Origin of the sequence: Paenibacillus sp. NPDC057967, assembly GCF_042887015.1 — a bacterium.
Taxonomy (GTDB): domain Bacteria; phylum Bacillota; class Bacilli; order Paenibacillales; family Paenibacillaceae; genus Pristimantibacillus.
Genome location: NZ_JBHVQB010000003.1, coordinates 86,514 through 112,609, shown reverse-complemented (window position 1 = coordinate 112,609; position 26,096 = coordinate 86,514). Strand labels below are relative to the sequence as shown.

Below are 26,096 nucleotides of genomic sequence, written 5' to 3'. Positions count from 1 at the left end.
CATTATGAGTAAACGGATTAAACTGCGCACGTTGTTGTTCGGAGGGGTAATGACCCTCCTTTTTCTCGTTCTCATCGGCAGAATCTATTATGTGCAGGTAATAGACAGAGATACCTATTATTCTATGGCGAAAAACCGCTGGTCAGCGGCAGAGACGCTGACAGCGAAGAGGGGGACGATTACGGACCGGGACGGCAACGTTCTGGCAATGGATACGCTCGCTTACAATGTTTCGGTCAATCCGAGGTTAATAGACAAGCTGGGTATAGCAGAGGAGGTTATTAAAGGACTGAAAGATTCGCTAGGCATCTCGGAGAGTGCAGCGCGCGAGGTCGTTACCGCCAAAAATGATGAAGGTGTGTATTACGCCCATAGAGAGCTTCGCAATGGGGGCTTGCAGATTGAGAAAGCTCTGGCGGATAAGCTGCTTGAATTCCGGGAGGAATTAAAAAAGGATTTGATTGAGCAGAAATTGGGCAACGATACGGGCATTATGATCAACGAGACGCTGAAGCGTTATTACCCGCGCAAAACTTTGGCTTCGCAGTTGGTAGGCTATGTCAGCCTCGACCGCGAGAAGATGACGGGCGTCGAGGCGTACTTCAACGACCGGTTGACCGGTGTGGACGGCTTCTTCCGCTACGAGAAGGATGGGGCGCGTGTACAGCTTGCCAAAGGCGAGGTGGACTTCCAACAGGCGCAGGATGGCAATAATATCGCTCTGACGATCGATAATGATATTCAGCATTATGTGGAGGAAGCGCTGCGCGAAATTGTGAAGAAATACAATCCGAAAAACGCAACAGCGATTGCAGCCGATCCTAATACGATGGAAATATTGGCGATGGCCAATATGCCGGAGTATGACCCGAACGAATATTGGAAGAGTCCATATACCAACATGTACAATCATGCCGTCGGCTCTCTCTATGAGCCCGGCTCTACGTTCAAGATCGCCACGCTTGCCGCGGCGGTGGAAGAAGGACTCTTTGATCCGGAGGAAGAGTATATATCCGGCCGATATAAAGTACCGGGCGACACGGTTGTCATCCGTGACCATAATCTGGATGGTTGGGGCCAAATCAGCTTCCTGAGAGGTTTGAAATTGTCCAGTAACGTTGCGTTCATCAAGCTGGGTCTGGAGCGTCTGGGAGCGGAACGTCTGCGAGACTACTTTACTCGCTTTGGCTTCGGCCAGAAGACAGGTATTGAACTGACGAATGAAGCGACCGGATCAATTCGCTTCCAGTACAACAGTGAGGTTGCTACGGCTTCTTTCGGCCAAGGCGTCGCCGTAACGGCGATCCAGCAGGTGGCGGCGGTTGCCGCCGTGGCGAACGGCGGCAAGCTTATGGAGCCGCATATAATCAAGAGTATTACCGACCCGAACACCAAAACCACAACGGTGACGGAACCGAAGATGGTCAGAAGAGTCATCTCGGAGCAAACCTCTCGTCAAGTAAGCGAGTATTTGGAGCAGGTTGTATCCGACCAAGTGGAAGGCACCGGTAAAAACGCCTATATCGAAGGCTATCGTGTAGCGGGCAAGACAGGTACGGCCCAGAAGTTCATCAACGGCAAATATTCAAAGGAAAAATTCATGGTCTCCTTTATCGGCTATGCGCCGGTCGACAACCCGAAGATCGTTCTGTATATTGCCGTCGACGAACCGAACAACCCGAATGTGGGCGGCGGTACAGTCGCGGCGCCGGCCTTTCGCGAGATTGTGCTGAAGAGCTTGCGCAAGATGGGCGTTGCACCTAATTGGGTGCCTGAGAATGATGTGGAGACAAAGGAAGTTAAAGTAAAGGTTCCAGATATGAAGGATGCCAATATCTCGAAGGCCAAAGCGCAATTGAAAGCCAAGGCGATGCCGTTCGAGATTGTAGGCAATGGCGGTACGGTCGTCGCCCAGATTCCGGCGGCGGGCTCCCTGATCCATCCAACTCAGCGGCTCTATCTCATCACGGAGCAGCGGAACAAGATTGCGGTGCCGGATTTGACTGGCGTATCACTAAGGGATGCTCTAGAGCTGTCTTCGCTAATTGGAGCGAAGCTCGTAACGGAGGGAACTGGCTTCGTCGTCTCGCAGAAGGTGGAGGAGAAAAACGGAGTGAGGACGATACGAGTGAAGCTGTCTCCTCCGATTGGCTCGGATGATTATGTGGAGCCTGATCCGAATGACGTTGAAGAAACAAATACGGAAGGTGGCGAAGGCGAAAGCGGCGAAGGCGATGCCGAGGGAACTGACGCTTCCGGAGGCAACAGCAATGCCGATCCGCCGGGCACGACAGATGGCGATCCGCCTGACATCACAGATATTGAGCATGTCGGAGAAAATTAGGACGCGGCCCGATAGCTTGTCATAACCCCCCCTTGTCCCGAATAGGCTGGGAATGAGCGTTAGCGTACGCTCGTTGCCAAGCGGCGGTACAAGGAGGAATAGAAATGAAAGTATCGAATGTGACGGTTAGACGTCGGCTGTTCATTGTGCTGATCCTTGCGGGCGTTGCGTTCATTGCGCTGGGATTCCGGCTTGCTTACGTTCAGCTGTGGAAAGGTGCGGAGCTGGCGGAGAAGGCGGAGAATTCATGGAGACGGGACATTCCGTACGTCGCCAAACGCGGCGAGATATGGGATCGCAACGGCGTGCAGCTTGCATACAATATCAGTTCTCCAACGGTTTGGGCCATTCCTGTGCAGGTGAAGAATCATGAGGAGACAGCCGCGACATTGTCCAGAATGCTGGATATGCCGCAGGAGAACATCTTGAAGAAGCTCAAGACCAAATCCATGATCGTGAAGCTCGCTCCCGGCGGCAGGAAGATTACGCTGGAGAAGGCGGATGAAATTCAGCAATTGAGTTTGCCGGGCATTGTGGTCGCGGAGGATAATAAGCGGTTTTATCCCTATGGCAGCCTGGCTGCGCATCTGCTTGGCTTTACGGGCATTGACAACCAGGGACTTACGGGTGTGGAGTCCAAGTATAACGAGATGCTCAGCGGCATCCAGGGGAATGTCTCCTGGCTGTCAGATGCAGCCGGACGACAGATGCCGAATTCCTCGGATATGTACGTCGAGCCGAAGGAAGGGCTGACGCTTCAGCTAACGATCGACCAGGCGGTTCAGACGGTTATGGAACGCGAGCTTGATCAGGCGATGACGTCGCTGCAGGCTGATAGCATAATTGCTATCGCGATGGACCCCAGCAATGGGGAAATCCTCGCCATGGCTAGTCGCCCGACGTACGAGCCTGACAAGTACAAGGAAGTTGCCTCTGAGGTGTACAACCGTAATTTGCCGATCTGGATGACGTATGAGCCGGGATCTACCTTTAAGATTATTACATTGGCAGCAGCACTCGAAGAGAATAAAGTGGATTTGAAAAACGAGCGGTTTTTTGACCCCGGTGCGGTAGAGATCGGGGGAGCGCGCTTGCGCTGCTGGAAGAAGGGCGGCCATGGCAGCCAGACCTTTCTGGAAGTCGTAGAGAACTCCTGCAACCCCGGCTTTGTTGCATTAGGCAACAGGCTGGGCAAGGATACGCTGTTCCAATATATTAAGAATTTCGGCTTCGGCACCAAGACAGGTATCGATATCGGCGGTGAGGAGAACGGCATCCTGTTCAAGCTGAGTCAGGTAGGGCCGGTAGAGCTGGCCACAACTGCATTCGGCCAAGGTGTATCTGTCACCCCAATTCAGCAAGTAGCGGCCGTGTCAGCCGCTATTAATGGGGGGACGCTTTACAAGCCGCATGTGGCGAAGGCGTTCATCAACCGCGAAAGCGGGGAAGTCGTGCAGACGATGGAGCCGGAGGCGGTGCGGCAGGTCATATCCGAGGAGACATCGCGGGAGGTGCGCGAAGCGCTGGAGAGCGTTGTCGCCAAAGGCACAGGTCGCAATGCCTTTATTGACGGCTACCGCGTAGGCGGCAAGACGGGAACGGCGCAGAAGGTTGTGAACGGGCGCTACTCCCCGAACGAGCACATCGTATCGTTCATTGGCTTTGCGCCTGCGGATGATCCGAAGATTGTGGTCTACGTCGCTGTCGATAATCCTCAGGGCATCCAGTTCGGCGGTGTCGTCGCGGCACCAATCGTACGCAATATCATGGAAGACGCTTTGACGATTTTGGATATCCCTCCTCGGGAGAAGCAGATCGACCGGCTGTACAAGTACGGCGAGACGCCGATCGTTACGGTTCCTAATCTGATTGGGAAAAGCGTATCCGATCTCTATGAGGATTTGAATATGAATTTCAACCTGACTTCCGCAGGAACCGGCAAAGTGGTCATTCGCCAGGCGCCTGCGGCAGGCACGCGGGTCGATCGGGGCTCCACGATCCGCATCTATCTGGGTGATGAAGAGGATATTCCTCACGCACACTAAGCTTTTCTCCCGTTAACGCGTTTGCTCTGGGCGGCATATAGTATTCCGTCAGAGTATTCGAGGGAGGATTGAAGGAGATGCGTCTGCGCGATCTTACGGATTTACTCATTACGTCTCGTTTGGTTGGGGATGGAGAGACGGAGTTTAGCGATATGGAGAAGGATTCGAGACTGGTGAAGCCCGGGCAGCTGTTCCTGTGCGTGCCGGGGATGACGGTAGACGGCCATGCATATGCGGAAGAGGCCGTCCGCAAGGGAGCTGTAGCTGTCGTCACAGAGCGGCTCCTTACGCTCGACGTGCCGCAGCTGCTCGTTAAGGACAGCAGGCTTGCAACAGCTATAATCGCGGATCATGTCTATGCCCATCCAAGCGAGCACATCAAGCTGATCGGCGTGACGGGCACAAACGGCAAGACGACTACGACTTATTTAATAGAAAAAATATTGAATGACCAGCGGATGCGTACAGGCGTCATTGGAACGATCGAGTGGCGCTACGGCGGCAGGTCGTTCCCCATGAAAGGGACGACGCCGGATGCGCATGAGCTGCAGCGGCAGCTGGGTGAGATGCGGGATGCGGGCATGCGCTATTGCGCGATGGAGGTGTCTTCGCATGCGCTAGAGCAAGGCAGGGTGAAGGGCTGCCGATTCCGAACGGCGATCTTCACAAATCTGACGCAGGACCATCTGGACTATCACGGCACGATGGAGCAATATGCCGATGCGAAGGGGTTATTTTTCTCCAGGCTTGGCAATGCTTACTCGCAGCCGGCAGAGGAGCGTTCCTATGCCGTGCTGAATGCCGACGATGAGGCATCGGCCCGCTTCAGGCTGCTCACTTCTACTGAAGTGATCACCTATGGCACGGAGCAGGGAGCCGATGTGCGGGCGACTTCCATATCCGTAACGGCCAGAGGTACTTTCTTCCATGTCCAGACGTTCCGCGGAGACGCCGATATCCAGCTTCGCCTGCCCGGGAAGTTCAATGTGTACAACGCTTTGGCAGCGATCTCCGCTGGGCTCATTGAAGGCGTCGCGCTGGAAGCGATTAAGGCTTCGCTGGAATCGATTCCCGGTGTTCCCGGTAGGGTGGAGAGCGTGGAGGAAGGGCAGCCCTTCTCCGTCGTGGTCGATTACGCCCATACACCAGACGGTCTGGAGAACGTGCTTCGAGCGGTACAGGAATTTGCGGACAACCGCATCATATGCGTATTCGGCTGCGGAGGCGACCGCGACCGGACCAAGCGGCCGCTCATGGGCAAGATTGCAGCCCGGTACGCAGATATGGTCATCGTGACATCCGATAATCCGAGGACAGAGGACCCGGACCGGATTATAGCGGACATCGCGGCGGGGCTGGCAGAGGAGGAGACGGACGCGTCCTGCTGCCTATTCATACCAGATCGCCGTGCCGCGATTCAAAAAGCGGTTGAAATGGCAAGCCAAGGCGATGTAGTATTGATTGCGGGGAAAGGTCACGAAACCTACCAACTTGTCGGAGGGAGAGTCTATCCTTTCGATGATCGAATAGAAGCAAAAGAAGCTATAAGGGGACTATTACATTGATAAAACGGACAGTAGGGCAGCTCGCGTCCATGTGCGGCGGAGCGCGCAAGGGCGGCCGCCCGGAGGACATGATAAGCGGTATTATGACGGATGGCAGATTAGCGGGGAGCGGCGAGCTGTTCGTACCGCTAGTCGGCGACCGATTTGACGGACACAACTATGTGGAGCAGGCCGTCGCCAGCGGGGCGAAGGCGATCATGTGGCAGCGGGGCAGAGAGATTCCGGCTTCGCTGTCGCATCTTCCGTTCCTGCTCGTCAAGGATACGCTGGAAGGACTGCAAACTCTGGCGGGAGCTTACCGCAATGAGCTTATGGCCCGTGTGATCGGCATTACCGGCAGCAACGGCAAGACCACGACAAAGGACATGACGGCAGCCCTGCTGGGCACGCAATATCGCGTACTTAAGACAGAAGGCAACTTGAACAACCATATCGGCTTGCCCCTGACCATTCTGAAAATGGACGAGGAGACGGAAGTCGCTGTACTGGAGATGGGCATGAGCGGCTTCGGCGAAATTGAGCTGCTGACGAAGATTGCGCAGCCTGACGTGGCTATCATTACGAATATTGGCGAAGCCCATATGCTGCAACTGGGCTCCCGCAACGGAATTGCGAAGGCGAAGCTCGAAATTGTGGCTGGCCTTGGCGATGACGGCATCCTTCTGTTCAATGGCGACGAGCCGCTTCTTCATGAAGGGCTAGAAGCTATGCCCCTGCCTGAGGGCATCACGCTTCGCACGTTCGGCCTACAAGACGTGAATGAGTGGTCAGCGGCTAATATTGAGCTTGCAACTGATGGGAGCATGTTCTCCGCTCGTTACAAATCCGCGGACACGGGAATGGAAAAGCTTCATATTACCACCCCTGGCCGTCATAATATTAGCAATGCCCTTGCTGCAATTGCAGCGGCCCGCGTATTCGGGGTCAAACCCGGAAACATTGCAAGTGGTTTTCAGGAGCTGCAGCTAACTGGCATGCGGATCGAGCCGTTGAAAGCCTATAACGGAGCAACTATACTTAACGATGCTTATAACGCTAATCCCACGGCGGTGCGCGCCGCAATTGATCTGGTAAGCGGACTCGGCGGCTTCGGCCGCAGATGGATCGTGCTGGGCGATATGCTGGATCTCGGTCCGGAGGAAGCGTCCCTGCATAGGGAGATTGGCGAATATATAACGGAAGGCAAGGCGGAAGCGGTGGCAACATTCGGGGCATTAGCGGCGATCACGTCGGAAGCTGCCGCGAAGAATTTGCCGAATGCGGCGGAAGCTGGCTATATCCGGCATTTTGAAAATAAAAAAGAGCTAACCGAGTGGGTTAGGGAACAGCTGCAGCCGGGGGATCTTGTCCTTGTAAAAGGCTCGAGAGGAATGCAAATGGAGCAGGTTGTCCAAGCTTTGGAGAAGGGGTGAGGAAATGGACATGATGGTCATTTTATTTTCGATAGGCGTTTCATTCTTGCTAGCAGTATTGCTCGGGCCATTGTTCATTCCTTTGCTTCGGCGACTGAAGTTCGGCCAGCAGATCCGCACCGAAGGCCCGCAGAGTCACCTGAAGAAGGGCGGAACGCCTACGATGGGCGGCATTCTCATCATGATCGCCCTTATGATTGCGTTCATCCGCTTCGCGGATAAAACACCTGAATTTTGGGTGCTGCTGACGGCTTCACTCGGCTTTGGACTGGTCGGCTTTTTGGACGACTACATTAAAATCATATTTAAGAGATCGCTTGGCCTCACGGCGAAGCAGAAGCTGTTCGGACAGCTTCTGTTCTCAATCATCGTGTGCGCCATGCTCTACAATATGAATCACAGCACGGAGATTACAGTGCCAGGAACGGCATGGGGCTTTGACCTGGGCTGGTTCTACTATCCGCTGGTTGTCATTATCCTGTTCGCGGCGAGCAATTCGGTCAACTTTACAGATGGTCTCGACGGCTTGCTGGCGGGGACAAGCGCGATTGCGTTCGGCGCATTCACGATTGTAGCGCTGCAGACGTCTGCGCATGAATCTGCCGTATTCTCGGCTGCGATGATAGGCGCAGTGCTAGGCTTCCTGGTGTTCAACGCTCACCCGGCGAAGGTGTTCATGGGTGACATGGGTTCCCTTGGCATTGGCGGCGGTATTGCCGCAGTTGCGATTCTGACCAAGACGGAGCTTCTGCTTATCGTCATTGGCGGCGTCTTCGTTCTGGAGATGCTATCGGTTATTATTCAGGTTGCTTCGTTCAAGACAAGAGGAAAACGCATCTTCAAAATGAGTCCAATCCATCACCACTTCGAGCTGGTCGGCTGGTCGGAGTGGAAGGTCGTGACGGTATTCTGGCTGGTCGGGCTGCTGTTCGCCGCGGTTGGCATTATGTTCGTCATCTAACAAACCAACATTATTACGCAAGGGGCGGTTCTCGCACGGAGAGCCGCTTCCTGCATCCATAGAAAGGGATGTCGTTATGAATCATCCGTCAACCTATCGTGACAAACGTGTCGTTATCCTGGGTCTTGCCAGAAGCGGCGTCAGCGTAGCGAAGCTATTCCATAAGCTGGGCGCAGATGTGATCGTAAATGATAAGAAGGAGACATGTCCCGAAGCGGACGAATTGACCGCTTTGGGCATTTCTGTGCTATGCGGCTACCATCCGGACGATCTGATCGACGAGCGAACCGCTTTGCTGGTCAAAAATCCCGGTATTCCCTATTCGGCTCCTCCGGTGCTTCAAGCGCTTGAGCGCGGGGTAGAAGTGATTACGGAAGTAGAAGCGGCGTATTGGTTTTCTCCCGCTCCGATTATCGGAATTACAGGTTCTAACGGCAAAACCACGACAACGACACTCATCGGCAAGCTGCTGGAGGCGGCGGGCATGAAGCCGATCGTGGCAGGGAATATCGGATTGCCTTTATGTGACGCTGTCGGGGAAGCAGAAGAGGATGGCTGGATTGTAGCGGAGCTAAGCAGCTTCCAGTTGAAAGGCACCTCTGCATTCCGTCCACGGATTGCCCTGCTGCTGAACCTGGCTGAGACGCATCTGGATTATCACGGAGACATGGAGGATTATGTCGCCTCCAAGCGCAAGCTGTTCGCTAATCAGGAGAGCGGGGATACCGCCGTACTAAATTGGGATGACGAGACTTGCCGGGGTATTGCGGGAGGCCTCTCTGCCGATGTGCTGCCGTTCTCCATATACAAACGGCTGGAGACGGGTGTATGCGTGGAGCCTCCGTACAACAGAGACATTCACGCAGACGGATTAGAAGAGCCGAGGCGAATGATCGTGTATCGCCGTCCGGCTTCGGCAGGCGGTGGCGAGACCATTATCATGCCGGTCGACACGCTGGGCATACCGGGGCGGCATAATACAGCCAATGCGCTTGCGGCTATTGCGGCGGCGCTTGCAGCCGGGGCTCCGCCTGAAGGACTCGCGAAGCCGCTGGAGCTCTTCAAGGGTGTCGAGCATCGACTGGAATTTGTCCGCGAGCTGAATGGCGTAAAGTTCTATAATGATTCCAAAGCGACCAATTCGACCGCTTCCACGATGTCGATTCGCTCGCTCAAAGGACCTATCGTGCTCGTAGCTGGCGGACTGGACAGAGGCTCCGATTATATGGAGCTATTGCCTGCATTCCGCAATCTGAAAGGTCTGGTAGCGCTGGGAGAGACGAAGGAGAAGCTTCTTCGCGTCGCAGAGCTGGCAGGTTTAGCTAATGCCCATTCGGTGAACGCTGAAGGTGACGCCGAAAGCACGCTCAGGGAAGCCGTGCGCCAAGCGGCTGCGCTGGCAGAGCCGGGCGATACCGTCCTGCTGTCGCCTGCATGCGCAAGCTGGGACATGTTTGCATCCTATGAGCAGAGAGGGAGCATTTTTAAGCAATCGGCGCATACCTTGTAAGTAGGGGGCCTGTCCCTACTTTCCCATGCTAAGAGGTGTTCGCGATGGCAAAAGCGCGGTCTGCCCCGGATATTTGGCTGCTTGCCGCAATAGGGCTTATTCTTACGATCGGTATTGTAATGGTGTATAGCGCGAGCGCCGTGCTCGCTTTCCATGAGTTCGGCGACCGGTTTTATTACGTGAAGCGGCAGCTATTGTTTGCCGTACTAGGCGTAGGTGCGTTACTATTTACTATGAACGTCCATTATTCCGCTTGGAAGAAGTGGGCGCCGATGGCCTTAATTGTATGTTTCGGGCTATTAGTTATTGTCTTGATCCCCGGTGTGGGCGTCGTCCGCGGCGGAGCGCGCAGTTGGCTTGGCATCAGCTCCTTTGGCATTCAGCCATCGGAGTTCATGAAGCTGGCCATGATCTTGTTCCTATCGAAGTGGCTGTCGGAGAAGCAGCAGACGATTACTCATTTCTCGAAAGGGTTAATGCCGCCGCTTGGGCTTGTCGGTCTTGCATTCGGCATGATTATGCTGCAGCCGGATCTCGGTACCGGCGCGGTGATGGTAGGCGCATCCCTCATTCTGATCTTTACGGCAGGGGCCAGATTGTCCCATCTGGGCGGTCTGGCGATGATCGGCGTCGTCGGTTTAGTCGGCTTGATCCTTGCCGCTCCTTATCGCTTGAAGCGTATTACATCCTTTTTGGACCCATGGGCCGATCCGCTTGGCGGCGGTTATCAAATCATTCAATCGCTGTTTGCGATCGGCCCCGGCGGCTTGGTCGGACTGGGCCTTGGCATGAGCAGGCAGAAGTTCAGCTATCTTCCTGAACCGCAGACGGATTTTATCTTTTCCATTCTGGCGGAGGAGCTTGGCTTTATCGGAGGCGTCGCTCTAATATTATTATTCCTGGTGGTCGTCTGGCGCGGAATCCGCGCTGCAATCGCGGCGCCAGACACGTTCGGCAGTCTGCTCGCAGTCGGCATTACCGGCATTATCGGCGTGCAGGTGCTCATCAATATTGGTGTCGTCATCGGCATGATGCCCGTAACCGGCATTACGCTGCCGCTGGTCAGCTATGGGGGCTCGTCGCTCACCTTGCTGCTGACAGCGCTCGGCATCCTGCTGAACATATCCCGTTATTCGAGGTGAAGATTATGCGTATCGTGTTGACCGGTGGAGGAACCGGCGGCCATATTTATCCCGCGGTCGCCGTAGGCAAGCATATGATGCAGAACGATCCGGACACGAAGCTATTATATATCGGCACAGCCAAAGGCATGGAGAGCAAAGTCGTGCCGGAGCAAGGCATCCCGTTCGAGGCAATTGAGATTACCGGTTTCCGCCGGAAGCTGTCATTCGAGAACGTCAAGACGATTGTGCGATTCCTGAAAGGCGCGCAGCGTTCCAAAGTGCTGCTCCGCGAATTCAAGCCGGATGTCGTTATCGGCACAGGCGGCTATGTGTGCGGTCCTGTTGTCTATGCGGCAGCCAAGCTCGGCATCCCGACGTTCATTCATGAGCAGAACGCCATTCCGGGCCTAACCAATCAGTTCTTATCCCGTTACGCCGATCATGTCGGCGTCAGCTTCCCGGAATCGGCATCGCAGTTCCCTAGGGCGAAGGAAACGTCGTTCACAGGCAATCCATGTGCGACCAACGTGCTCCGAGCCGTTCCTGGCAAGGGGCTTCAGTCATTAGGCCTGCCGCCGTCCATGCGTCTAGCGCTTGTCGTGGGGGGCAGCCGCGGGGCACGCGCCCTGAATGAGGCCATCATTGCGATGGCTCCTATGCTGGAGCGCATTGGAGACGCACATATCGTCTTTGTGACCGGCGAAATTTATTATGAATCCACGAAGGAGCGCATCAGTAAAGAAGCGCCCGGGTCGCTTAAGAAGCTGACACTGGTGCCATATCTTCATAACATGGCGGAAGTGCTGAAGGATGCTACGCTAGTCGTCAGCCGGTCAGGGGCATCTTCACTGGCGGAGATTACAGCGCTGGGACTGCCGTCCATTCTGATTCCATCCCCTAATGTAACCAATAATCATCAGGAAGCGAATGCGCGCAGTCTGGTATCGGCGGGCGCAGCCGAAATATTGCTGGAGAAGGACCTGTCCGGCGCAGCTTTGCTCGGCTTGATGGAAGAGCTGCTTAGCGACACGGACCGTATGAAGGCGATGTCGGCGTCCACGGCGAAGCTGGCTGTACCCGATTCGGCGAACCGCATTGCGGATGCGCTGATGCGAATGGACCGCAAGCGGAGATAGGCCGGGCGAACTGGGCGATTGTCACACAACGTGCCAGGGGGGCATAAGATACCTTATATTCGTGACCGACACCAACGGGAGCGTAAGATCACATAATAGCGGCTATGCAGCCGCAGCGAACGGCAAGAAACGCAGCATCGAAGGAGGTAGTCGCAGATGGAAGCACTTATAGCGGAGCTTGAGCAAGCGAATCTTGGAAAACTATTATATGATGAACCGCTAACCAAACATACAACATGGAAAATCGGCGGTCCCGCCGATCTATTAATCCTTCCCGCAGGAAAAGAACAACTTATTGCCATTGTTAAGCTGTTGATTAAACATGGGCAAAGCTGGACCAATCTGGGTCGCGGCTCCAACATGCTTGTCGGCGACAAGGGCATTCGCGGCATTGTGATCAAACCGGCCAATGGTCTCGATTACGTGCGTTTTGAAGGGGCGACCGCGATTGCGGGCGCATCTTATTCTTTTATCAAACTGTCGGTTATGGCAGGCAAGCAAGGCTTGACGGGGCTTGAATTCGCGGGGGGAATTCCGGGCACGGTCGGCGGAGCCGTCTACATGAACGCTGGGGCGCACGGATCGGATGTGTCACGTATTTTCAAATATGCTGACATTGTACTGGAAACAGGAGAATTGGTTCGTTACGGAGCAGAGGAAATGCGCTTTGAATACCGTCATTCCGCTCTTCACGAGATGAAGGGTCTGGTCGTGGAAGCAGCGTTTGAGCTTGCGGAGGGAGACCGGATGGAGATTGCATCCGCTATGGCCTCCTATAAGGAGCGTAGGCTGAGGACCCAGCCCCTGCAGCTAGCAGTTGCAGGCAGCGTGTTCCGCAACCCGCCGGGCGATTATGCGGCGCGGCTAATCGAGGAAGCAGGGCTTAAAGGATTCCGAATCGGGGAAGCGCAAGTATCCGAAATGCACGCCAATTTTATTGTCAACACCGGGCAAGCGACAGCTAGAGATGTTCTCGCCCTTATGTCCCATATTCAGAGCACTGTAGAGCAGCGTTTTGGCGTCAAGCTGGTGCCGGAAGTATTGGTGGTGGGCGAGCGGTAATTCGGAGGTGATACATTGGACAAATTGGTGATTGAAGGCGGGAAACCACTCTCAGGAACCATAGTTATCCAAGGAGCGAAAAATGCCGCCTTGCCGATATTGGCTGCCAGCTTGCTGGCAGAAGGCACGACGACGATCGATTCCGTGCCGCATTTGCTGGATATCGACGTCATGTTGAACATTTTGCGCGAATTAGGATGTCGCGCCGAGCATACGGACGACACGGTGGTACTGGATACAACATCCGCCCATACGTCCCATGTGCCGGAGAACTTGATGAAGCAGATGCGCTCCTCCATCTTCCTCATGGGACCGCTGCTGTCTCGCTTCGGCGAAGCACAAGTCTACCAGCCTGGCGGATGCGCCATCGGCGAGAGAAAAATTGATTTGCATCTGAAAGGTCTGCAAGCGCTTGGCGCGGAGATCGAGGAAGTGGGCAACCGGATTGTATGCCGGGCAAGCAAGCTGACTGGCGCCGACATTCATCTGTCCTTCCCGAGCGTCGGGGCTACGGAAAATATTATGATGGCTGCCGTTCTTGCAGAGGGGCGTACAACGCTCAGCAATGCTGCGCGAGAGCCTGAGATTCAAGATTTGCAGCGATTCTTAAATGCCATGGGCGCCAAAATTATGGGAGCGGGCACCGACACCATTACCATCGATGGCGTCAATCGGCTTACGCCTTGCCGTTACAAGGTCATTCCGGACCGTATCGTAACGGGAACCGTCATGGTAGCAGCCGCGGCTACACGCGGCCAGGTCACGCTCCAGAATACACAGCCCGCCCATTTATCCTCGCTTATTCATGTGATGCGCCGTGCAGGTGTTCAAATTGTCGTCGACGGTGATATAATAAAGGTCGGCAGTTCTGCCAGACCAAAGGCGGTTGAACGGATCGTCACATCGCCTTATCCGGCATTTCCAACTGATCTACAATCTCAGATCATGGTTTTGCTGTCGCTGGCCGACGGAGTCAGCATCTTGAAAGAAACGATTTTCGAAGGCAGGCTTAAGCATGTGGATGAGCTGTCGCGCATGGGAGCCGATATTCGCGTCGACTTGAATGCCGCTTTCATTCGGGGCGTGCCGCGCTTGTACGGAGCGACGGTGGAGGCGACCGATCTAAGGGCTGGAGCCGCCCTTGTTATCGCAGGGCTTGCCGCGCAAGGCCGAACGATCGTGGAGCAAGTTCACCATATCGATCGAGGCTATGATCGGATCGAGAACATGCTAACCAGGCTTGGAGCGCGCATATCCCGGTCTTCACCTGTGCCGCAGGTGCCTAATCTTTAAATCCTATGCTAGACTTCGGCTATATAGAAACGAATGGCTTTCCTTTACATCGGCCATTGGTGATGACGTGTGTTTCCGATGTGGGTTTGCTCACGCAAACCCTGAGCTTATGCTTCCGATGTGGGTTTGCTCCGCAAACCCTTTAGGAAGCCTTCGTTTCACAGAAAAGAGGGACAAGTTATGAGCACACAAATGCCTGTGCTGAAGGAACCACCGCGCAAACGCAGAGGCAATAAAAAGCTGCTTGCCGTTCTATTTCTATTGTTTATCGCGCTGCTTGCGGTACTATTCTTTAACTCATCCATTAGCAAAATATCCGAAATTCAAATTACCGGCACGCATTTCACCTCTACGGAGGAAATTGCCGGAGCCTCGAGAATCGAAGTAGGTGACGCTTTCTTCCAGATCGCGTCAGCTGATATATCCGCAAACGTCAAGACGCTGCCTCAGGTTGAAGATGCAAAAGTAATGAAGGTCTTCCCGGGAATTGTGAAGATTACGGTACAGGAATATCCGGTTGTTGCATTTGAATTATCAGCACAAGGGGATTTGACAGCGCTGTTATCAAACGGGACAAGCGTGTCAGCCGAGCAAGAGGGCTTGCAGCTGCTGGACAAGCCGGTATTATCCGGCTGGGAGACAACTGATCCGGTGAAGCTGGAGCTAACCAAGCAACTGGCTCTGATACCGGCGAAGCAGCTGTCGGATCTGTCGGAGATATCTCCGATACCTTCAAAGGCGTATCCGGACCGCATTCGCATGTACACGCGTACCAAATTCGAAGTCATCACAGCCGTCTCTGTATTAACGGAGAAAATTGATGCATTGAATGCCGTTATCGAGACGCAGGAGCCGGGTAAAATTACCATGCTTCTTGCCGATACGTACGTTCCTTTCCATACTGAGGAAGACGGAGACGAGTCTCATTCAGAAAAAGTGGATTCTGAGTAAAAATAGACTACTAAATTCCTTGAAAGAATGGTAGAATTTTATTTACGATGTTTCTAAGAATAGGCATAACCATGCGCTGCGGGCGGCGGCGCTATGTCCATTCAGTTTCCTTTTCGCACTGACCAAAAACATTAAATCGGCATAAAAGCCACACTTCGACAATGCTTCATGAAAGTTATGAAAAATTTGTTGAAAAAAGAGGGAAAATATTAAGAGCGTTGAATAAGTAGAGAGACTTACTCGTATTCACAACATAAAACGCACTCATTATTATTTGGGAACGGAGGTGCCGCAAGTTGAGCAGCAATGACATCATCGTCAGTTTGGACATCGGTACATCCAAGGTTCGTGCTATTATTGGCGAGATGAACAATGGAGCCATTAATATTATTGGAGTTGGATCTGCCGACTCAGAGGGTATACGCAAGGGAGCAATCGTCGATATTGATCAGACTGTGCAGTCGATCCGCAACGCTGTAGAGCACGCGGAGCGCATGGTCGATATTCAGATATCCGATGTTTATGTCGGTATACAAGGCAATCATATTGGATTGCAGACCAATCATGGCGTTGTTGCCGTATCCAATGAGGATCGGGAAATCGGAGAAGAAGATATAGAACGCGTGCTGCAAGCCGCGAAAGTCGTAGCATTGCCGCCGGAGCGGGAAATCATCAATCTGGTGCCGAAGCAATACTTGGTGGATGGACTGGAAGGAATATCCGATCCGCGGGGCATGATCGGCGTCAGACTTGAAGTGGAAGCAACAATTGTAACTGGCACGAAGACAGCCATACATAACTTGATGCGCTGTGTGGAGAAGGCGGGTCTGCGCATATCGGGCGTCATCTTGTTGTCCTTAGCTTCGGGCGTCATGTCGCTGACGAAGGACGAGAAGATGATCGGAACCGTGCTCGCCGATATTGGCGCGGCTTCGACGACGATCGCTGTGTACGAGCAAGGCGGCCTCGCTGCCATCTCGACTTTGCCGATCGGCGGCGAATTTGTGACGAACGATATCGCCTACGGCTTGCGTACGCAAAGCGACCAGGCGGAGAAGTTCAAGCTGAAGTACGGATGCGCGATCGTGGCTGATGCTGCGGAAGACGTGAAGTTCAAAGTAACCCGCATGGGCAGCAATGTCGAAAAGGAATTTTCGCAAAGGGACTTGGCTAGCATCATCGAGCCGCGGATGCAGGAAATTTTCCAGCTGATCCGGCAAGAGGTGCGCCGTTTAGGTTACGGCGATAAAGTGAATGGGTATGTGCTGACAGGCGGTGCGGTTGCTCTTCCAGGAACGCTCGCTCTAGCCCAGTTAGAGCTGGAGAGCTCAGTCCGTACAGCATTGCCTGATTATATCGGAGTGAAGGATTCTGCCTATAGCAGTGGTGTGGGCATGATTCAATATGTATCGAAATATATGGGCGTTCGAGGCGCTGGCGCAGTGAAGAAAGCATCGGCGCCAAGCCGCAAGGCGGGTCCTGCACCTTCATCTAAACCCGGTATGTTCGAGCGGATTAAAAATATGTTTAATGAATTTATTTGAACTGGGGGAAAATGAGAGATGTTGGAATTCGATTTGGAGCTTGAACAGCTCGCTCAAATAAAAGTAATAGGCGTAGGCGGCGGCGGCAGCAATGCCGTGAACCGAATGATTGAGAACGGTGTAAAAGGCGTTGAATTCATTACGGTGAACACCGATGCGCAGGCGCTTCATCTGGCGAAATCCGAGCACAAGCTTCAGATCGGCGATAAGCTGACGCGAGGACTTGGCGCGGGTGCCAATCCTGATGTAGGCAACAAAGCGGCTGAGGAATCCCGTGAGCTGATCATGAATCAGCTTAAAGGTTCAGACATGGTATTTGTTACAGCAGGTATGGGAGGCGGTACAGGTACTGGCGCTGCTCCTGTCATTGCGGAGATCGCTCGTGAATGCGGAGCGTTGACGGTAGGTGTAGTTACTCGTCCGTTCACATTCGAGGGACGCAAGCGCGCCGCTCAAGCAGAACATGGCATTGAAGCACTGAAGGAGAAAGTCGACACGCTGATCGTCATTCCGAATGACCGATTGCTTGAGATCGTCGACAAGAAGACGCCGATGCTTGAAGCATTCCGCGAAGCGGACAACGTGCTTAGACAAGCTGTACAAGGCATCTCCGACCTGATCCAAGTACCTGGCCTGATCAATCTTGACTTTGCCGACGTTAAAACGATCATGACGGAACGCGGTTCCGCTCTGATGGGCATCGGTATTGCAACAGGCGAGAACCGTGCAGCTGAAGCAGCTCGCAAAGCAATTATGAGCCCTCTTCTGGAGACGTCTATCGACGGCGCGCGCGGCGTAATCATGAACATCACAGGCGGCAGCAACCTGTCCCTGTATGAAGTGAACGAAGCTGCAGAAATCGTCATCTCCGCATCCGACCCGGATGTGAACATGATCTTTGGCGCAATCATTGAAGAAGATATGAAGGATGAAATCAAGGTTACCGTTATCGCGACAGGATTTGAAGCCAAAGCGACTGCGCAGCCTGCACGCAGAGGCGCACAAGAGCCGGCTCAACAGGAACCGAAGTCAAATGCTAATTCTTCCTCTGTGAAGCCGTTCGGCCTTGGAAGCTCGAGCGATCAACTGGAAATCCCGGCGTTCCTGCGCAAGCAGCCTCGTTCGGATAGATAGGAACAAAAATGACGGTCAGGAATCTCTATCCTGCACCGTCATTTTTTTGGTTGACTATCAATCCAAAGTTCAAACCATCCGTGCTTCCGTTTCCTGAATCAGCCCACGCATCATGTAAATCGCTCTCTTCAAATTCTCATGATCCTCCGTGATTAAAGTAAAAATCTCATTTATTCTCTGCGAGTATTGGCTAGGCACTATGCTGAATGAATCCGCAATGGCTGCAGCCCCTTTTTCATTCATCGAAAAAGTCTCGTTCATTGCAAACAAAACCTGATTCAAGCAGGACACTGACCTGAAAAGACATCCGGCAACATACGATAAATCTTTTTTGTAGATGCCTTTATATCCATTGTCGAGAGCAAAGGTTGACTCCCATAAAAATTTTTGGATGTTGGCTTCTTGAAAAACAGAGGGGTATGGAATGGTCCTGCTTTTAAGTTCCCCTATAATTCCCGAAGGGTCCCACAACACTTTACACCATGCAATCTCAGCCAAATAAATCGAGTTGACAAATCCATGGGGATGTCCCGGTTGATAATCAATGGTGATGCTTCCCATGATACATTCTTCCATTACACGGGACACTTTTTTTTGATCCCGAAACAACAAATCAACTGAAATCTGATTGACCTTCAACCAACCCCCGCCATTCACCCATGGCCCCCAGTCACCTATTTCTGTCACTAAGTTATCTCTATGGTCGTCATCGATTGCTGTGGCAACCTGACGAAGCCGGGTAATGTCCAGCCCTTTTTCGGAGTCGTAGTAGATGCCAATATCAATATCGGAGTTGTGGTTTTCAGTTCCTTTGGCTCTTGAACCGCCAAGCACGAGAGCATTTATTCCAGTGATAGGTTTTAAGCTCTCAACAATATTCGAAATGGTGTATTGCACGTTCATCGTCTAACTCCATTCTAAAAGTTCGATTATCTCTATATTAATGAATCACTGTTCTTGGTTTCAAGGGAGAATATTCATTAAACAATTGTGTCCATCAGTCTTCTTATCGTAGAGGGAAGATTCTCCCATCAGCTCAGGAAGATGTTCGACAGCATGTTAGGGACAATTAAACGAAATGATCATTTTGCTGCGTACTAGACCGGAGAAAGTACAGGAAAGTCGAATGGAAGCGAATAAACAGGCGATTGGCAGCCGAAAGCGGCCATTCATTGCATGGTTTAGCGTTATTCACTGAAGTAAAGCGCTTACTTCTAGGGGAAATATATAGAGCATCTCATTAGAAAGATGCGCTTCCTGAGAAGAGGGGATAGTGAGCCCTATTGTGGAAGCCCTCCCCTCATAGAAGTCACTCCTAGAAGAGTCTAAAGGTTAAGGAATCATATTGCGGTTAAAATGGCCTCGTTTTTTGTTTGCGAAGTCGACAAAAAAAGATGGGTGAACCCGTCATGAATAGACAGACTTTGAAATACGATTAACATATACTAGTCTCAATCGTTCTCCCCAAACCGAATCTATGTGAGCATTCGGCAGAAAAGGGAGGAGGAGGAATGGCATGACGGTATATGTGGATATTCTGTTTTTGCGTGAGCTGCTGGTAGACGGTGCTGTATTGCTGACCACGGCCTGGGTACGCCATACGAAGCCAAAACCGTGGCGCATATTGGGTGCATCGGCTTTTGGAGCCTGTTATGTTGTACTTATGCTGTACCCCCAGCTATCATTCCTGTTTACGCTCGTTGTCAAGGTCCTATTCTCCTTAGTTATGGTATGGATTGCGTTCGGATTCTCGTCGTTGCAGCATTATATGCGGAACATTGCAGCTTTCTATTCCGTTAATTTTGTTGCAGCTGGAGCTGTGCTCGGGTTGTATTATTTGTTCATGCAAGGGTCAGGCGCGATGTGGAAGACGCTTACAATCGCCGGGGGCAGCATACAAGCCGAGATTAAGCTGTCCATCTTTTATTTGGCTGCTGCATTTGCGATAGGGCTGTATGTATACCGGGCAGTCATGACCGGGCGGCGGGAGCGCGAGCTTGTGCGCAATCATATGGCCGAGGTCAAGGTTATTATAGGGGACAAGACATATGCTTGCACAGGTCTGATTGATACGGGCAATCAGCTGTATGATCCGCTCACACGCACCCCTGTTATGGTCATGGAGGTCTCCCGCTGGGAAGGAGCGCTGCCGGAATCATGGATTAAGAGCGTAAGGGAAGGCGGAGTTGACCGGCTGATCGCGGGCATGGATGCGGATTCATTGTTCGAGTGGCAAGACAGGCTGCGGCTGGTGCCGTATCGGGGAGTTAATAGAGGCTCGCAATTTATGCTCGCCTTAAAGCCCGATTCGGTGGAAGTGGCGCGCGAAGGACAAGTATTTGAAACAAGCAGGGTGTTGATTGGATTCGATGGCGGCAAGCTTGCGGCAGATGGGGCTTATCAAGCGATTATCCATCCGGCTATGGTACAAACGTAAGTTTTATATGCACACTACATCGGGGAGGGATGGGCCACATGCTCGTCAAGTATAAACTGGTACTGCAACTATATTATTATCGTATTTTATTTTTATTCGGACTAAAGAGCGAAGAACTTTATTATATCGGCGGCAGCGAAGCGTTGCCTCCTCCCCTTACGCGAGAGGAAGAGGAATATCTGCTGGAGAAGCTGCCTTCCGGAGACTCGGCGATACGGGCGATGCTCATCGAGCGCAATCTGCGGCTCGTAGTCTATATAGCTAGAAAATTTGAGAACACAGGGATACACATTGAGGACCTGGTCTCGATTGGCGCAATCGGATTGATCAAGGCAGTCAATACCTTCGACCCGGAGAAAAAAATCAAGCTCGCTACCTATGCATCCCGCTGTATCGAAAATGAAATCCTGATGTACCTGCGCCGCAACAGCAAGACAAGAACGGAGGTATCGTTCGATGAGCCGCTGAATATCGATTGGGACGGCAACGAGCTTCTCCTCTCGGATGTGCTTGGAACGGAAAACGATACGATCTACCGGAATATTGAGGAGCAGGTAGACCGCAAGCTGCTTCACAAGGCGCTCGACAAGCTGTCGGAGCGCGAGCGGATCATTATGGAACTGCGCTTCGGTCTGGCCGACGGGGAAGAGAAGACGCAGAAGGATGTCGCCGATATGCTGGGCATCTCGCAATCTTATATTTCCAGGCTGGAGAAGCGGATTATTAAGCGGCTGCGCAAGGAATTTAATAAGATGGTATAACGGACGGGGCGCATAGCGCCCCTTTTGCATTTGTCGAAGGATGTCAGAATAGGAATAAAAAGAGGGTCCGGGGAGATAATGAACATTAATGTTTCTCCTTGGGAGGTAATCACGTTGACCCGAAATAAAGTCGAGATCTGTGGTGTGGATACCGCGAAACTGCCTGTATTAACTAACGTCGAAATGAGGGAGCTGTTTACGGCGTTGCAAGCCCGGGGTGAATGGGCAGCAAGAGAGAAATTGGTGAACGGCAATTTGCGGCTCGTTCTGAGCGTCATCCAGCGGTTCAACAATAGGGGAGAGTTTGTAGACGACCTGTTCCAGGTGGGCTGCATCGGACTTATGAAGGCGATCGATAATTTCGACCTTAGTCAAAATGTTAAATTTTCCACCTATGCCGTGCCTATGATTATCGGGGAAATAAGGCGTTATCTGCGCGACAACAACCCGATCAGGGTGTCCCGGAGCCTCAGAGATATCGCCTACAAGGCCTTGCAAGTACGCGACAGCCTGACGAACAAAAATTCCAGGGAGCCGACGATCTTCGAAATTTCGGAGGCGCTCAATGTGCCGAAGGAAGATGTCGTATTCGCACTTGATGCGATTCAGGACCCGGTCTCGTTATTCGAGCCGATCTACCATGACGGGGGAGATCCCATCTATGTCATGGATCAAATCAGCGACGATCGCAACAAGGATGTGTCGTGGATTGAGGAGATTGCGCTTCGCGAAGCGATGCACAAGCTGAACGACAGGGAGAAGATGATTCTGTCGATGCGCTTTTTCGAAGGCAAAACCCAAATGGAAGTAGCCGACGAGATCGGCATTTCGCAGGCACAGGTGTCGCGGCTCGAGAAGTCGGCGATTCAGCAAATGCAAAAGCATGTTAAAACTTGAAGGACAGGTTTCAAAGACGGCAGCGCCAACTCGGCACTGCCGTCTTTGCTGTTAGTTCAAGAGCAGGATTAGGGTCGACGCTCCGAGGGCCAGACAAAGCGGAGAATAATAACGGCTGTCCATTCGCGCGAAGGGGCTGCTGCGATGCGTTTTGAAGAAGCCGATATAGCGAAAGTCTCCTATGCTCCGAATAAAAAAAATGGCGCTAATTGCATAGGCGCCTGTAGACACAAACCATGACGGCAATAGAGACGGCCACTCTTGCCCCAGCAAAAGCATCCAGAATGCGGCGAGCCAGAGCAGCAGCATAACGGCAGTAGTCGCAAATTTCCCGGGTACGAATAATGGTTTGTCATGTTCGGCTACGGTGGGGATGGCCGCATGAATTCCCCGCCTGCCTCCAAGGAGCCAGTACAAATGAAGTCCGCCGAGCAGGGTGAAGATGCCGGCAAGGGTCCAGCTTAATATAGAAATCATCAGCATTCGCTTCCCTTCCGTTCCAGATAAGGCCATATCAATGCGATGGCTGCCTCTGATTCAGCAGCATGCTGTTCTCTTCCATGCTGGCGCTCATGCCAGCCCAAGTAATAGCTGTAGAGGAGCTCGGCTTTATGTCCCGCGATTCCCGGTGGATGGCCCATCGCGGCGAGGAGTGCTGACATGTGGGACAGTCTGGCTGTTTCAATCTGTGCTAGCTGCTCGGCATAATTGGGTGTTGAATGCCCCAGCCTGCGCAAATGATAGAGAAAATCCCGGCTTTGGTTGGGGGCGAACATGCCTTGCAAAACAATCAAAATGGCCTCCTGCGCGGAGAGGCCATCAAGCGAGGAATCCGTGATAAGCGAGGCGGTGCTCCTCTGCCGCCATTCATCGATGATTCGGCGCAGGAACGAAGCCCGGTCTTTGAAATACCAGTAAAAGCTGGTCTTGCTCGTACCAAGCGATCTTGCGAGACGTTCAATGACAAGCGCCCCTTCGCCTCCTTCCGCAAATTGAGCAAAGCCAAGCTGAATCCAGTCCTCTTCGGTCGCGATTTTTTTGGGCATAGACGGAATCAAACCTCCCTATTGTACGATGTCGTACAATAAGGGTATCATGTCTTCCTTTTTTTGTGAAGGGGACATATTGGGCGAATGAATCATATACTGATACAAGAAGCTGCGTTTGATTAATTCGCAGGAAATGTGGTGATTCAAAATGAAAATTTCCGATTTTCAGTCCAAGGACGTCATTAACATCGTAGACGGAAAAAAACTGGGACACATTAGCGATCTGGAGCTGGATTTGCGTCAGGGCCGCATTGATTCCATTGTCGTGCCGCAGTATACGAAAGTATTCGGCCTGTTCGGGAGCAATGGCACCGAGATGGTCATTCCGTGGCGCAATATTGTCAAGATCGGAGCGGATGTCGTTCTGGTCCGCATGGATGAAGCGAAGGCGCTGCGGTCTGATGAAGATGATTTGCACGTCCGCGCGTGAGGCGGTAAACTGGACATAGGCGGCTTGCCCAGAAGGGGAGCTGTTTATGTCCAACTCATGGGGTGAGAGAATGGAACCGTTTGTACAAAGCAAGAGGGAAGATTCAGCGAAGGAGCCTTCGCTTTTTTTGTTGCCGGAATGGATGAGCGTTGACGAAAGGCTGACTGCAGGCTTTACGGGCAGGGGCGGCGGCATCAGCGGAAATCCGTGGACTGGCCTTAATATAGGACTTCATGTCGGAGACGATGAAGAGGCTGTTATCGAGAATCGGAAGCGCGTGACAGAAGCGCTGGGATGGCCGTTCGAGGCGTGGACCTGTGCCGAACAGGTTCATGGCAGCCGAGTCGCGCAAGTGACGCTGGCGGAGCGGGGCAAAGGCAGAGAAAGCATGGACGATACGATCACAGGATGCGATGCGCTGATGACGGATGTGCCAGGCGTGCTGCTGACTTCCTTTTATGCGGATTGCGTGCCGCTTTATTTCTATGCGCCTGAGGCAGGCGCAGTAGCTCTTGCTCATGCTGGTTGGAGAGGCACCGTAGGAGGGATTGCGGCGCGTACCGCAGAGGCTATGGAGAGCGCATACGGCGTTCGCCCGAATCAAATGTTTGCCGCTATCGGACCTTCCATCGGCCATTGCTGCTATGAGGTCGACGGGCTCGTGATCACGGAGGTTGACCGCGTAATGGATGAATTGAAGCTCACAGACGAAGTGCGGGAAAACTGCATGCAGAGGAAGAAAAATGGAAAAGCTTCTCTAAACTTGAAAGATTTAAACCGACAGATTATGATAAAAGCAGGAATTTTGCCGAGTCGTATCGAATTAACTACTTGGTGCACCGGCTGTCGGACTGATTTGTTCTACTCTCATCGGGTGGAAGGCGGCAAAACGGGACGAATGGCCAGCTGGATTGGCATTCGGGAAAGGTGAAAGCAAAGATGTCTATGCTAGATAGAATCCGCTCGGTGGAAGAGAGAGTAGCCGCAGCATGCGAGCGCTCAGGCCGGCAAGCGGAAGATGTTCATATTATTGCGGTAACGAAATATGTGTCGCTGGATACAGCCAAGGAAGCGTTCCGAAGCGGCCTGTCGAATCTCGGCGAGAACCGTTGGCAGGATGCGCAGGAGAAGTGGCTGGCGCTAAGCGGCGGCGAGCACGCATCGGACGATGAAACGCCGGTATGGCATTTTATCGGCTCCCTGCAGACGAATAAAGTCAAGGACGTCATTGGAAAATTCACATATATACATTCACTGGACAGGCTGTCGTTGGCAGAAGCGATACATAAGCGCGCCGCGCAGCTCGGTATAATCGTCCCTTGCTTTATTCAAGTCAATGTGTCGGGCGAGGAATCCAAGCACGGACTCCAGCCGGAGGAGCTGCCTGCTTTTCTGGACAAGCTTGCGAGTTATCCGGGGGTTAGGCCGATCGGGCTGATGACGATGGCGCCTTACGAATTGGAGCCGGAGGAGACGAGACCGGTATTCCGGGCGCTGCGTCAATTAAGGGATGAGATTAGGGCCTCTTCGGCTCATGCGCAAGATCTGATTCATCTCTCGATGGGTATGTCTAATGATTTTGAGGTTGCCATTGAAGAAGGCGCGACATGGGTTCGGCTTGGCACAACATTAGTCGGGAAAGAGGAGGAATGAGGAATGAGCGTCATGAACCGGTTTATGAACTTTTTTGGACTGCAGGAAGAGGAAGAAGTAGTCGAGCGGGAGCGTGTCACGCAATCGGATGAGCAAGAGTCTGAAACCTCGCCGTTCGAGACACGTAGAAACTTAAGGAACAATAGCGGAATTACGGGCAGCGGTACCGGAAGCGGTACAGGCAGCGGCAATAACGTCGTCAGCATCCACTCGCAGAAGAACGTTCGGGTCGTGCTCAGCGAGCCTCGTTCCTATGACGAAGCGCAGGAAATCGCGGATCATCTGCGTTCCCGCCGCGCAGTAATCGTCAACCTGCAGCGGGTCAGAAGTGACCTTGCCCTACGCATTGTTGATTTCTTAAGCGGTACAGTGTACGCTTTAAGCGGCAGCATCTCCAAGCTCGGTCCTAATATATTTCTGTGCACACCGGACACGGTTGAAATTCAAGGTGCCATAACGGAAATGCTGGCAGAGGAGATCGATTACAACAAAATGAGGTGACCTTGGATTGGAATTGTATATTTTAGGGCTTATTGGTACGGCAGGCACCATCTACAGCTATCTGATTATCGGATATGTTCTGTTATCCTGGTTCCCTAACGCTCGGGAGAGCTTTATCGGGCAATTGCTCGGACGGATTGTCGAACCGTATATCGGCATCTTCAGAAGATTTATTCCGCCTATCGGCGGCGTGCTCGACTTGTCCCCGATCGTCGCAATCTTTGCGCTGCGTTTCATTGTGATCGGCTTGCAGTCTGTGCTTGAATTCCTGCTTCTGTAGAGGACAG

24 protein-coding genes are annotated in these 26,096 nt (G+C 52.7%); 21 read left to right on the top strand and 3 right to left on the bottom strand.

Going from position 1 to position 26,096, the window contains the following annotated elements; translation table 11 throughout:
* Positions 1–4: 4 nt before the first annotated feature.
* The 13 genes from ACFVSO_RS07975 to ftsZ all read left to right on the top strand — a co-directional run bounded on the left by ACFVSO_RS07975 (position 5) and on the right by ftsZ (position 18,081).
* A complete protein-coding gene (locus tag ACFVSO_RS07975) occupies positions 5–2,344 on the top strand; it encodes a penicillin-binding transpeptidase domain-containing protein (RefSeq protein ID WP_387471947.1) in 2,340 nt (779 codons plus the stop codon).
* A 104-nt stretch (positions 2,345–2,448) separates the two neighbouring features.
* Complete coding sequence (locus tag ACFVSO_RS07970; RefSeq protein ID WP_387471944.1) at positions 2,449–4,389, top strand: stage V sporulation protein D; 1,941 nt, start codon at positions 2,449–2,451, stop codon at positions 4,387–4,389.
* 77 nt (positions 4,390–4,466) lie between these two features.
* Entirely contained in the window at positions 4,467–5,954 is a 1,488-nt protein-coding gene (locus ACFVSO_RS07965) for a UDP-N-acetylmuramoyl-L-alanyl-D-glutamate--2,6-diaminopimelate ligase (RefSeq protein WP_387471942.1), read from the top strand.
* On the top strand, positions 5,954–7,366 hold the full coding sequence (locus ACFVSO_RS07960; protein ID WP_387472858.1) for a UDP-N-acetylmuramoyl-tripeptide--D-alanyl-D-alanine ligase: 1,413 nt from the start codon (positions 5,954–5,956) through the stop codon (positions 7,364–7,366). Before ACFVSO_RS07965 ends, ACFVSO_RS07960 begins: the two co-directional genes overlap by 1 nt.
* A 4-nt stretch (positions 7,367–7,370) precedes the next feature.
* Positions 7,371–8,327, top strand: a complete 957-nt coding sequence (gene mraY, locus ACFVSO_RS07955) for a phospho-N-acetylmuramoyl-pentapeptide-transferase (RefSeq protein ID WP_387471940.1) — start codon at positions 7,371–7,373, stop codon at positions 8,325–8,327.
* 76 nt (positions 8,328–8,403) lie between these two features.
* Positions 8,404–9,837 (top strand): UDP-N-acetylmuramoyl-L-alanine--D-glutamate ligase, encoded by a 1,434-nt coding sequence (gene murD / locus ACFVSO_RS07950; protein WP_387471938.1) that lies wholly within the window; start codon positions 8,404–8,406, stop codon positions 9,835–9,837.
* A 44-nt stretch (positions 9,838–9,881) separates the two neighbouring features.
* A complete protein-coding gene (spoVE, locus tag ACFVSO_RS07945) occupies positions 9,882–10,979 on the top strand; it encodes a stage V sporulation protein E (RefSeq protein WP_387471936.1) in 1,098 nt (365 codons plus the stop codon).
* Positions 10,980–10,984: 5 nt separating this feature from the next.
* A complete protein-coding gene (gene murG, locus ACFVSO_RS07940) occupies positions 10,985–12,097 on the top strand; it encodes an undecaprenyldiphospho-muramoylpentapeptide beta-N-acetylglucosaminyltransferase (protein WP_387471934.1) in 1,113 nt (370 codons plus the stop codon).
* Between the two features lie 156 nt (positions 12,098–12,253).
* Entirely contained in the window at positions 12,254–13,159 is a 906-nt protein-coding gene (murB, locus tag ACFVSO_RS07935; protein ID WP_387471932.1) for a UDP-N-acetylmuramate dehydrogenase, read from the top strand.
* 15 nt (positions 13,160–13,174) lie between these two features.
* Positions 13,175–14,452: a UDP-N-acetylglucosamine 1-carboxyvinyltransferase gene (murA, locus tag ACFVSO_RS07930; protein ID WP_387471930.1), complete on the top strand. Its 1,278-nt coding sequence runs from the start codon at positions 13,175–13,177 to the stop codon at positions 14,450–14,452.
* 180 nt (positions 14,453–14,632) lie between these two features.
* Positions 14,633–15,403 carry a cell division protein FtsQ/DivIB gene (locus tag ACFVSO_RS07925; RefSeq protein WP_387471928.1) on the top strand — a complete coding sequence of 257 codons (771 nt, stop codon included), beginning with the start codon at positions 14,633–14,635 and terminating at the stop codon, positions 15,401–15,403.
* Positions 15,404–15,699: 296 nt separating this feature from the next.
* Entirely contained in the window at positions 15,700–16,947 is a 1,248-nt protein-coding gene (gene ftsA / locus ACFVSO_RS07920; RefSeq protein WP_387471926.1) for a cell division protein FtsA, read from the top strand.
* A gap of 18 nt (positions 16,948–16,965) precedes the next feature.
* The gene (ftsZ, locus tag ACFVSO_RS07915; protein WP_387471924.1) at positions 16,966–18,081 is read left to right on the top strand and encodes a cell division protein FtsZ; all 1,116 of its coding nucleotides are present in this window, start codon (positions 16,966–16,968) and stop codon (positions 18,079–18,081) included.
* Positions 18,082–18,150: 69 nt separating this feature from the next.
* Here ftsZ and ACFVSO_RS07910 read toward each other — a convergent pair whose 3' ends face one another.
* Positions 18,151–18,984 (bottom strand): nucleotidyltransferase domain-containing protein, encoded by an 834-nt coding sequence (locus ACFVSO_RS07910; RefSeq protein WP_387471922.1) that lies wholly within the window; start codon positions 18,982–18,984, stop codon positions 18,151–18,153.
* Positions 18,985–19,597: 613 nt separating this feature from the next.
* On the opposite strand from ACFVSO_RS07910, the gene spoIIGA reads away from it, so the two are divergent.
* From spoIIGA to sigG, 3 genes are all read left to right on the top strand, one after another.
* Positions 19,598–20,518 carry a sigma-E processing peptidase SpoIIGA gene (gene spoIIGA, locus ACFVSO_RS07905; protein ID WP_387471920.1) on the top strand — a complete coding sequence of 307 codons (921 nt, stop codon included), beginning with the start codon at positions 19,598–19,600 and terminating at the stop codon, positions 20,516–20,518.
* 38 nt (positions 20,519–20,556) lie between these two features.
* Positions 20,557–21,279, top strand: coding sequence for an RNA polymerase sporulation sigma factor SigE (sigE, locus tag ACFVSO_RS07900; RefSeq protein ID WP_387471918.1), 723 nt, complete (start codon positions 20,557–20,559; stop codon positions 21,277–21,279).
* A gap of 114 nt (positions 21,280–21,393) precedes the next feature.
* Positions 21,394–22,176, top strand: a complete 783-nt coding sequence (gene sigG, locus ACFVSO_RS07895; protein ID WP_116045726.1) for an RNA polymerase sporulation sigma factor SigG — start codon at positions 21,394–21,396, stop codon at positions 22,174–22,176.
* Positions 22,177–22,227: 51 nt separating this feature from the next.
* Here the strand turns inward: sigG and ACFVSO_RS07890 are convergent, their stop codons facing one another.
* Entirely contained in the window at positions 22,228–22,653 is a 426-nt protein-coding gene (locus tag ACFVSO_RS07890; protein ID WP_387471915.1) for a DUF3995 domain-containing protein, read from the bottom strand.
* Entirely contained in the window at positions 22,653–23,222 is a 570-nt protein-coding gene (locus ACFVSO_RS07885; RefSeq protein ID WP_387471913.1) for a TetR/AcrR family transcriptional regulator, read from the bottom strand. Before ACFVSO_RS07885 ends, ACFVSO_RS07890 begins: the two co-directional genes overlap by 1 nt.
* Before the next feature lie 151 nt (positions 23,223–23,373).
* Here ACFVSO_RS07885 and ACFVSO_RS07880 point away from each other — a divergent pair, with 151 nt between their 5' ends.
* From ACFVSO_RS07880 to ACFVSO_RS07860, 5 genes are read left to right on the top strand one after another with little or no spacing between them, the layout of a single operon-like run.
* A complete protein-coding gene (locus ACFVSO_RS07880; protein WP_116043074.1) occupies positions 23,374–23,655 on the top strand; it encodes a YlmC/YmxH family sporulation protein in 282 nt (93 codons plus the stop codon).
* Between the two features lie 46 nt (positions 23,656–23,701).
* On the top strand, positions 23,702–24,586 hold the full coding sequence (gene pgeF, locus ACFVSO_RS07875) for a peptidoglycan editing factor PgeF (protein ID WP_387471910.1): 885 nt from the start codon (positions 23,702–23,704) through the stop codon (positions 24,584–24,586).
* An 8-nt stretch (positions 24,587–24,594) separates the two neighbouring features.
* Complete coding sequence (locus ACFVSO_RS07870; RefSeq protein ID WP_387471908.1) at positions 24,595–25,308, top strand: YggS family pyridoxal phosphate-dependent enzyme; 714 nt, start codon at positions 24,595–24,597, stop codon at positions 25,306–25,308.
* Between the two features lie 3 nt (positions 25,309–25,311).
* Positions 25,312–25,809: a cell division protein SepF gene (locus tag ACFVSO_RS07865; protein ID WP_387471906.1), complete on the top strand. Its 498-nt coding sequence runs from the start codon at positions 25,312–25,314 to the stop codon at positions 25,807–25,809.
* Between the two features lie 7 nt (positions 25,810–25,816).
* A complete protein-coding gene (locus ACFVSO_RS07860; protein WP_387471904.1) occupies positions 25,817–26,089 on the top strand; it encodes a YggT family protein in 273 nt (90 codons plus the stop codon).
* Positions 26,090–26,096: the final 7 nt, after the last annotated feature.

Coding starts and splice junctions, on each gene's coding strand:
- murG (WP_387471934.1), top strand. CDS start 10,985: ATGCGTATCGTGTTGACCGGTGGAGGAACCGGCGGCCATATTTATCCC.
- murB (WP_387471932.1), top strand. CDS start 12,254: ATGGAAGCACTTATAGCGGAGCTTGAGCAAGCGAATCTTGGAAAACTA.
- ftsZ (WP_387471924.1), top strand. CDS start 16,966: ATGTTGGAATTCGATTTGGAGCTTGAACAGCTCGCTCAAATAAAAGTA.
- ACFVSO_RS07925 (WP_387471928.1), top strand. CDS start 14,633: ATGAGCACACAAATGCCTGTGCTGAAGGAACCACCGCGCAAACGCAGA.
- spoIIGA (WP_387471920.1), top strand. CDS start 19,598: ATGACGGTATATGTGGATATTCTGTTTTTGCGTGAGCTGCTGGTAGAC.
- pgeF (WP_387471910.1), top strand. CDS start 23,702: ATGTCCAACTCATGGGGTGAGAGAATGGAACCGTTTGTACAAAGCAAG.
- ACFVSO_RS07910 (WP_387471922.1), bottom strand. CDS start 18,984: ATGAACGTGCAATACACCATTTCGAATATTGTTGAGAGCTTAAAACCT.
- sigE (WP_387471918.1), top strand. CDS start 20,557: ATGCTCGTCAAGTATAAACTGGTACTGCAACTATATTATTATCGTATT.
- ACFVSO_RS07975 (WP_387471947.1), top strand. CDS start 5: ATGAGTAAACGGATTAAACTGCGCACGTTGTTGTTCGGAGGGGTAATG.
- ACFVSO_RS07890 (WP_387471915.1), bottom strand. CDS start 22,653: ATGATTTCTATATTAAGCTGGACCCTTGCCGGCATCTTCACCCTGCTC.
- ACFVSO_RS07885 (WP_387471913.1), bottom strand. CDS start 23,222: ATGCCCAAAAAAATCGCGACCGAAGAGGACTGGATTCAGCTTGGCTTT.
- ACFVSO_RS07865 (WP_387471906.1), top strand. CDS start 25,312: ATGAGCGTCATGAACCGGTTTATGAACTTTTTTGGACTGCAGGAAGAG.
- ACFVSO_RS07970 (WP_387471944.1), top strand. CDS start 2,449: ATGAAAGTATCGAATGTGACGGTTAGACGTCGGCTGTTCATTGTGCTG.
- spoVE (WP_387471936.1), top strand. CDS start 9,882: ATGGCAAAAGCGCGGTCTGCCCCGGATATTTGGCTGCTTGCCGCAATA.
- mraY (WP_387471940.1), top strand. CDS start 7,371: ATGGACATGATGGTCATTTTATTTTCGATAGGCGTTTCATTCTTGCTA.
- murD (WP_387471938.1), top strand. CDS start 8,404: ATGAATCATCCGTCAACCTATCGTGACAAACGTGTCGTTATCCTGGGT.
- ACFVSO_RS07870 (WP_387471908.1), top strand. CDS start 24,595: ATGTCTATGCTAGATAGAATCCGCTCGGTGGAAGAGAGAGTAGCCGCA.
- ACFVSO_RS07880 (WP_116043074.1), top strand. CDS start 23,374: ATGAAAATTTCCGATTTTCAGTCCAAGGACGTCATTAACATCGTAGAC.
- ACFVSO_RS07965 (WP_387471942.1), top strand. CDS start 4,467: ATGCGTCTGCGCGATCTTACGGATTTACTCATTACGTCTCGTTTGGTT.